This is a genomic window from Bartonella sp. AU16XJBT (assembly GCF_028618665.1).
Lineage (GTDB): Bacteria > Pseudomonadota > Alphaproteobacteria > Rhizobiales > Rhizobiaceae > Bartonella.
On the sequence record NZ_JAQITF010000033.1, the window covers coordinates 1 to 7,509 of the forward strand.

General features: G+C 41.0%; 8 protein-coding genes. 2 read left to right on the forward strand and 6 right to left on the reverse strand.

Features of this window, described 5'->3' with window-relative positions:
- Positions 1-3: 3 nt before the first annotated feature.
- Positions 4-393, forward strand: a complete 390-nt coding sequence (locus tag PVV66_RS08910; protein ID WP_273719325.1) for a helix-turn-helix transcriptional regulator — start codon at positions 4-6, stop codon at positions 391-393.
- Between the two features lie 21 nt (positions 394-414).
- Here the strand turns inward: PVV66_RS08910 and PVV66_RS08915 are convergent, their stop codons facing one another.
- From PVV66_RS08915 to PVV66_RS08940, 6 genes are all read right to left on the reverse strand, one after another.
- Positions 415-642, reverse strand: a complete 228-nt coding sequence (locus tag PVV66_RS08915; RefSeq protein WP_273719326.1) for a hypothetical protein — start codon at positions 640-642, stop codon at positions 415-417.
- On the reverse strand, positions 632-1,867 hold the full coding sequence (locus PVV66_RS08920) for an MFS transporter (RefSeq protein ID WP_273719329.1): 1,236 nt from the start codon (positions 1,865-1,867) through the stop codon (positions 632-634). Before PVV66_RS08920 ends, PVV66_RS08915 begins: the two co-directional genes overlap by 11 nt.
- Positions 1,868-3,493: 1,626 nt before the next feature.
- The gene (yacG, locus tag PVV66_RS08925) at positions 3,494-3,775 is read right to left on the reverse strand and encodes a DNA gyrase inhibitor YacG (RefSeq protein WP_273719503.1); all 282 of its coding nucleotides are present in this window, start codon (positions 3,773-3,775) and stop codon (positions 3,494-3,496) included.
- Between the two features lie 70 nt (positions 3,776-3,845).
- Positions 3,846-4,559, reverse strand: a complete 714-nt coding sequence (locus PVV66_RS08930; RefSeq protein WP_273719501.1) for a Maf family nucleotide pyrophosphatase — start codon at positions 4,557-4,559, stop codon at positions 3,846-3,848.
- Positions 4,560-4,770: 211 nt separating this feature from the next.
- Positions 4,771-4,989, reverse strand: a complete 219-nt coding sequence (gene infA / locus PVV66_RS08935; RefSeq protein ID WP_010702900.1) for a translation initiation factor IF-1 — start codon at positions 4,987-4,989, stop codon at positions 4,771-4,773.
- A gap of 1,336 nt (positions 4,990-6,325) precedes the next feature.
- On the reverse strand, positions 6,326-6,535 hold the full coding sequence (locus PVV66_RS08940) for a hypothetical protein (protein WP_273719496.1): 210 nt from the start codon (positions 6,533-6,535) through the stop codon (positions 6,326-6,328).
- 693 nt (positions 6,536-7,228) lie between these two features.
- Here PVV66_RS08940 and PVV66_RS08945 point away from each other — a divergent pair.
- On the forward strand, positions 7,229-7,509 hold a 281-nt coding region (locus tag PVV66_RS08945), incomplete at its 3' end, for a helix-turn-helix transcriptional regulator (protein WP_273719495.1).

The window sequence follows — 7,509 nt, forward strand, 5'->3', positions numbered from 1 at the left end:
AAAGTGCAAACTAAAAATCCACATTTTCAAACCAAAAATTCAAATTTTATTGACATTTCAATAGGCACAAGAATTCGTCATAGAAGAATTTCAATGGGGCTTTCTCAAAAAGCATTAGGAAACACTCTCGGTGTGAGTTTCCAACAAATCCAAAAATATGAAAAAGGTTTAAATCGTGTCAGCGCAGGATGTTTGCTTGAAATTGCTCAAAAATTGCAAGTGCCGATAAGCTTTTTTTATGCGGATCTTTCAGCCACCGATCTTGCGACAAAAGAAAACCCCTCACACCATAATCAAGACACCTATAGCGAAAAAGAATATTTGCTTTTAAAAAACTTTAGAGAGCTCAAGCCTAAAAAGCAGAAAGCCATTTTATGGTTGCTCTCTGATTAAGCCAAAGCGCACCACTCAACATTATTCGCTCATAGAGCCCTTTTGGTAAAATTGATGCCCCTCAAAGGAAAGTCCTTCAAAAGGCGCGATAAACAACCCCACACACACTTGTACAAAAAAGCACCCCAATGCATAAAATCCACATGCCTCATATCGAACCATAAAGATCAGTGGTTTATAGCATGATAAAATAAGAAACGAACCATCTGAAAAAAATGGCATGGAGAGATCAAAGAGATCAATGATCATCCTCTCCTGTCGTATCAGGGGGTGTTAATGCTTTATTTTTCTTAATTTTTATAACACCAATCATTCCAGTGAAAATAATGCAGGCAGACATCGTTAAAAAAGAGCTCACCAATCCTACCAGTGCAAAAAGCCCAGCAATAAGGCCAGACACGGCTTCAGCAGAGTTTGCTAAAGTTGAAAAGGTTCCAAAACTCTTACCAAAATCTTCACGACGAGAGTATAATTGAAGCGCAGAGACTAAACTAATATCCACAAATGCCCCCGTAAATCCTAAAACACAGGCAAACACGAGAAGCAATTTTAAATAAAGCATTGAAGCTAAAGGCATAAGAAATAGAACAGACCCATAAAGAAGCCAAAAGACCATAAGCTTTAATGATGTAACCTTGACTATAATTTTACGATAGGACAAACCACCCACAATCGTTCCAACAGCCATGAGAGAAAAAAGTGAACTCACAAATCTTTCCTCTCCCCCCACAGACAGAACAAAAGCTGGAATTAAAAATCTTAAAATTGCCCCCGTAAAGAGAATAGCAAATGCCGAGCCAACGAGCGTAATAAATAAATGTTTATTTTCAGTCGAAATATATTGAAGATAGGAAGCGGTTTCGCGATAAATTTTTATAAAATTGAATGATTTATTCTCACTTGAGTTTAAATTCACAAGATTAAGTAACACGATAATCGATATAAGATAGGTAAAAAGATCAAAAATAAGAACTGCCGATTTGTCGGCGAAAAGAAGCAATAGGGAACAAACTAAAGGACCAATAACGGATGCTGTTTCGTCTATAATTTGTGAAATGCTATTTGCTTTAGTCAGATCCTTTCTTGCAAACATTTTCGGGATAGCCGCTTGAAAACTTGGTTGAAAAATACTTCTTCCTATTGTTGTACCTATTGCTGCAAAAATAAGCACAATAACATGAGCCGTCCCTGTTATCGTGGTTATCAAAACGAATAATGAGGCGAATAATCTCACCAATTCACTTAAGATCATATTTTTCTTCAAAGAAAAATTATCCGCGAGCCAACCGCCTATAGGTCCAAAAAAGAGAAAAGGGATAAAGCGAAAAAAATACACAAGACCTGTAAAAAAGGCGTTATCTGTTAATTCTAAGACAAGTAAAATAAAAACAACTTCATAAGCATAATCGCCAACTTTAGAAATAAAGAGAGCAGAAAAAAGAGAAAATGGACTCTTTTTTAAAAATAAATTCATATCAACCATCCGATATTAAACTTTTTGACAGTTAAAGTTTCCCGCCCTTTCATACAATTGGTGATATGAACTTCAAAGAAACGCCCGATTCAAAGGATAAGCAGACTTTTGGGACATTTAACCAGAAAATGACTGCAATGCTCTCCCCAAGCCTTAACTCAATAACGCAAAGCTCAGCATTCCCCCCAACCGCTTCCAAACACAACCCAAAGCCTCCACAACCCAGAAATCCCTCACGTCACTCCCCCTTCCTTTTGTACGGTTCCACATTTTACGCTTTTACATCTTTACAGAAAGAAGCCAAACGAAACTTCCAAACCACCACGCCACACCACTTCTGTAAACAAAGATCTATAAACGACGCCCCAACTTCTTGCCCTCCAAATATCCCTTCACCCCCCTCAAAGAACATGTATCAGACAAGTCTAAGCAAACCCTATCCCGTCCTCAAACTTTATCTCAATAACGCAAAGCTCAGTATTCCCCCCAACCGCTTCCAAACACAACCCAAAGCCTCCACAACCCAGAAATCCTTCACGTCACTCCCCCTTCCTTTTGTACGGCTCCACATTTTATGCTTTTACATCTTTACAGAAAGAAGCCAAACGAAACTTCCAAATCACCACACCACACCACTTCTGTAAACAAAGATCTTTAAACGACGCCCCAACTTCTTGCCCCCAAAATATCCCTTCACCCCCTTCAAAAAACATGTATCAGACAAGTCTAAGCAAACCCTATCCGCTCCCCAAGCCCTACCTCAATCACGCAAAACGCACACAGCATTCCGCCAACCGCTTCCTAACATTCAGCTTTCCCATCTCCAGCCTCACTCTCCCCAAGTTTTCTTTCAACCTCATGCCTTTTTCACACCCCTTCTTCCTCAACTCAAATGTCCAGAGCCTTCCTGTCCCCCAACTTCTCTTAGAAAGCTCAGTCCCCCCTGAAATAACTGCATCGCTCTCCCCAAACTTTATCTCAATAACGCAAAGCTCAGCATTCCCCCCAACCGCTTCCAAACACAACCCAAAGCCTCCACAACCCAGAAATCCTTCATGTCACTCCCCCTTCCTTTTGTACGGCTCCACATTTTACGCTTTTACATCTTTACAGAAAGAAGCCAAACGAAACTTCCAAACCACCACACCGCACCGCTTTGGAAACAAAGATCTTTAAACGACGCCCCAACTTCTTGCCCCCAAAATATCCCTTCACAGCCCCTCAAAGAACATGTATCAGACAGAACCAAACAAACCCTATCCCGTCCTCAAACTTTATCTCAATAACGCAAAGCTCAGCATTCCCCCCAACTGCTTCCAAACACAACCCAAAGCCTCCACAACCCAGAAATCCCTCACGTCACTCCCCCTTCCTTTTGTACGGCTCCACATTTTACGCTTTTACGTCTTTACAGAAATAAGCCAAAAAACTCTCAAACCACCACACCGCACCGCTTTGGAAACAAAGATCTATAAACGACGCCCCAACTTCTTGCCCCCAAAATATCCCTTCACCCCCCTCAAAGAACATGTATCAGACAGAACCAAACAAACCCTATCCGTTCCTCAAGCTTTACCTCAATCACGCAAAACGCACACAGCATTCTGCCTTTAAGAAACACCCCCTTTATTCTTCTTCATCGCTAACCTGTGGAGGGGGTGGGAGGATATAAGCCCCCGAAAGCCAGCGATTGAGATCAATGGCACGGCATCGGCTGGAACAAAAAGGATAAGCAGACTTCTGTGACATTTGACCACAAATAGGACAAGGATGAGGAGGACGGTCGTCTTTTAGCAAATTTGGCTCTTTTTGCTCAGAGAGCTTTCTTTGGCTTTGAGACGTCAGTGTTCTTTCCTCTTTCATTAAATTTTCTTCTGTTCCTTTTTTTTCATTTTTACCTTGCTTCATTTCCGCTTTGCACTTTTTGGTGCTCTCTTTGGTGTTTTTTACCCTGCATGGCTCTTGCCTTAAAATTTCTCTACTGCGTTTCTTCCATCCAATGCGCGTAAAGTGGATAGTGATAAGCGGTCAACAGATCGGCTGTTTCAGCCAAAGGCAATCCCACGACATTAGAATAAGAGCCGGCGATATAGACCACAAAAGCCCCTGCTTTTCCTTGGATAGCATAGCCACCAGCTTTTCCTTGCCATTCTCCTGAAGCAAGGTAAGCCTTCATCATGGAAGAGGTTAAGCGTCTAAAACGGACACGACTTTCAACCAATTTCACGGTTATTTTTCCCTGTTCATTCAAGGCACAAATGGCGCCATAGACCTTGTGTGCCCGTCCAGAAAGGAACCGTAAACATTCATAAGCCTCATCTTCGCCTTCTGGTTTGGGAAGAATGGTACGCCCAACAGCCACCACCGTATCAGCGGCCAAGATAATCATTTTCTGCCCAGGCAATTTTTTTGGGACATTCTGCAATTTTTCTTGGGACTTCTGAGTGTACCAGTTTAAAATCTCTTGCGCTTTTAGGGCTTTTTCCTTTGCCAAACGTTTAGCAAGGTTTGCAGGATGTTCTTTTAATTTTGGCGTTTCATCAATATCGCTTGCATAAACCTGCTGAGGATCAATCCCTATTTGCGCTAAAAGCGCCAAACGCCGTGGCGAAGCGGAGGCAAGCACCAAATGAATTTCTTCCTCAAGAGTTTCCGCCAAATGTTTTTTCCCCCACTCTCTTATATTTTTCATTTCCACCCCTTGCAAAATCGGCTTTTCTCTTACCCCGTTTTAAGCGCTCCATTTAAGCGCTATTGATCTCCTTATTCTTTTTGTGCACTGATTTGACACCTTGTTCAAGGTCATTTTAAACATTCACCTTTTCTCACGTATAGAAAGCACCCCAAAGGTCTGTTAAAAATAACAGAATGATTTTTGTAAAAATCATGAATCATCCATAAGGCTACTTATAGCGGTATGTAATGCGTCCTTTTGTCAAATCATAGGGAGTCATTTCTACCATAATTTTATCACCAGCTAACACCCGGATACGATTTTTTCGCATTCTTCCAGCGGTATGTGCAATAATTTCATGATCATTTTCCAGTTTCACACGAAACATCGCATTCGGTAAGAGTTCGGTAACGACACCAGAAAATTCTAAAACTTCTTCTTTTGACATAAACAATCATTTCCTTTACATTGCACATATTTTGTTAAGCTGTGCGTTATTTTCCAGCGTTCATATCCTATTTTCTTAAATTTGTGAATAAAAATTCAACAAAAAGGGAAAGGTTTTTCAAGTTTTCTCTCTTATGTTCTCAAAAAACCTCACCCTACATTTTGAGAATTACAACTTCATTCCCTCAAACTTTACTGACCCATTTCCTCTAATTTTTAGGCTGATCTTGGTTTAGAGTGACAAGAAATTAGGCTAAATTGCCTAAACTTTTCTCTCTACAGCTCCAAACACCCTCCATTCCCCATACACTCTCGTCATCTCCCCCTTCTGCCTCCCATCTTGCGCTCCATTCACAAAACTTGTTCCCACAAATTTTCTCACCCCATTCCATGCCATGATACACACCCAACACAACTCAAAACATACATAACGCATAAATCCTCCACGTCCTTAACTTCCCTGTCCTTTTTACAGAATCACATTTTTACGCTTTTATATTTTTACAGAAAAAAGCAAACGAAACCTCCACCGAACCCTCCCCTTTTAAAAAAAATTCTCCAAAAAACAAAACTTCCCCCACCCCACATTGCTCTGTAAACAAAGGTCTATAAACGACAATCCAACTTCTTGCCCCCCACCGTCACATCAGCCCCCTTAAAGGGGTAGTGCTTCAAAAGGCTCAAAAAAACAAATCCACCCCTAAAATATTCAACATACACGTGCATAAAAACACCTAAATGTGTAAATCTATTGCCCAATATCGACTTCAAGGAGCAGTTTTTTTACGGTATAATTTTACGACATAAGAAGATAATGAGATAATTATTGAGATCCCCAAAATATTTTTATTTTCAAAATGTTTTCATTTTTCTTGCCAATCTCCTGAAATTCCTTTATCATCTAAAAGGTGTTTTGATCGTCTACGCAGCGATCAAGAGGGAACTAAAAGCCCTAAGCTCTAGTGTAAAAATAAATCTACTCTTGTGGATTTTCCGGGATTCCGGGAGTCTTTGTCATGTCCAGGTGCATGCCCAGCACTAAAAGCAAAGAAGCTGGCTAGAGCTCAGTACTTGTTACTCCCGGAATACCAATGCGAGGGCGCTCGCAGCCGGTGGGGAGGGTGCGAAGTGCGAACTAAAAATCCACATTTTCAAACCAAAAATTCAAACTTTGTTGATACTTCAATAGGCACAAGAATTCGTCACAGACGCATTGCCATGAGGCTTTCTCAAAAAAACTCACCCTACATTTTGAGAATTACAACTTCATTCCCTCAAACTTTACTGCCCCATTTCCTCTAATTTTTAGGCTGATCTTGGTTTAGAGTGACAAGAAATTACGCTAAACCGCTTAAACTTTTCTCTCCACACCTCTGCCCCTCCTCCATATCCCCCCCCCCACACTCTCCCGTCAAAACACGCCTCGCCCCTACACCCCAAATTATCTCTCCACTCACAAGCCCTGTTATCCCAAATTCGTCTTCCCCCATTCCACACCATGATATACGCCCCCACATGCCTCCATATGCAACGCATAAATCCTCCATGGCTTAAACGCCCCTTACCTTTTTTACGGCTCCACGTTTTTACGCTTTTACGTCTTTACAGAAAAAGGCTAAAAGAAACTCCCAAATCACCCCCGAACAATCTCCTTGCTTAAAAAAATCCCCCAAAGAACAAAACTTTCCACCCCACACCCTACACCATTTTATAAACGACAACCTAACTTCTTGCCCCACACCGCTCTGTAAATAATTCTCTCCCACACCAACCTCTCGCCCAACATTCCCCCCTCAAAAGGCGCTGCTGCACAAAACGCAACAACAAACCCACTCCTAAAATATTCAACACACACTTGCACAAAAAAACACACGTTGTAAATCTATATACCCAATATCAACCTCAAAGATCAGCATTTTACAGCATGATAAGATAATTCTTGCGATACAAAAAATGCTCTCATTTTTAAAATGTTTTCATTTTTCTTGCCAACTTTCTGAAATTGCCTTATGAATGAATACTGTAATTTTGATCGTCTACGCAGCGATCAAATAGGGAACTAAAAGCCCGAAGACTTGACACATAAATTTATCCCGCTTTGCGGGTATCCCGGAATTCCGGGAGATTTTGCTATGTCCAGGTGCGCTCTAGCACTAAAAGCAAAAAGCTGAGTCAAGTCAGTACTTTTAGACTCCCGGAATACCAATGCGAGGGCGCTCGCAACCGGAGGGGGGTGCAAAGTGCCAACTAAAGATCCACATTTTATCGACATTTCTATAGGTAAAAGAATTCGTCATAGACGCATTGCCATGGAACTTTCTCAAAAGGCATTAGGAAGCTTTTTAGGTGTGAGTTTTCAACAAATCCAAAAATATGAAAAAGGGTTGAACCGTATAAGCGCCAAATGCTTACTGGAAATCGCTCAAAAACTAGAAGTTCCGATAAGCTTTTTTTATGCAGATCTTGTGACAGCGGATATTTTCTCAAAAGAAAATCTTTCCCACCATAATCAATACACCTA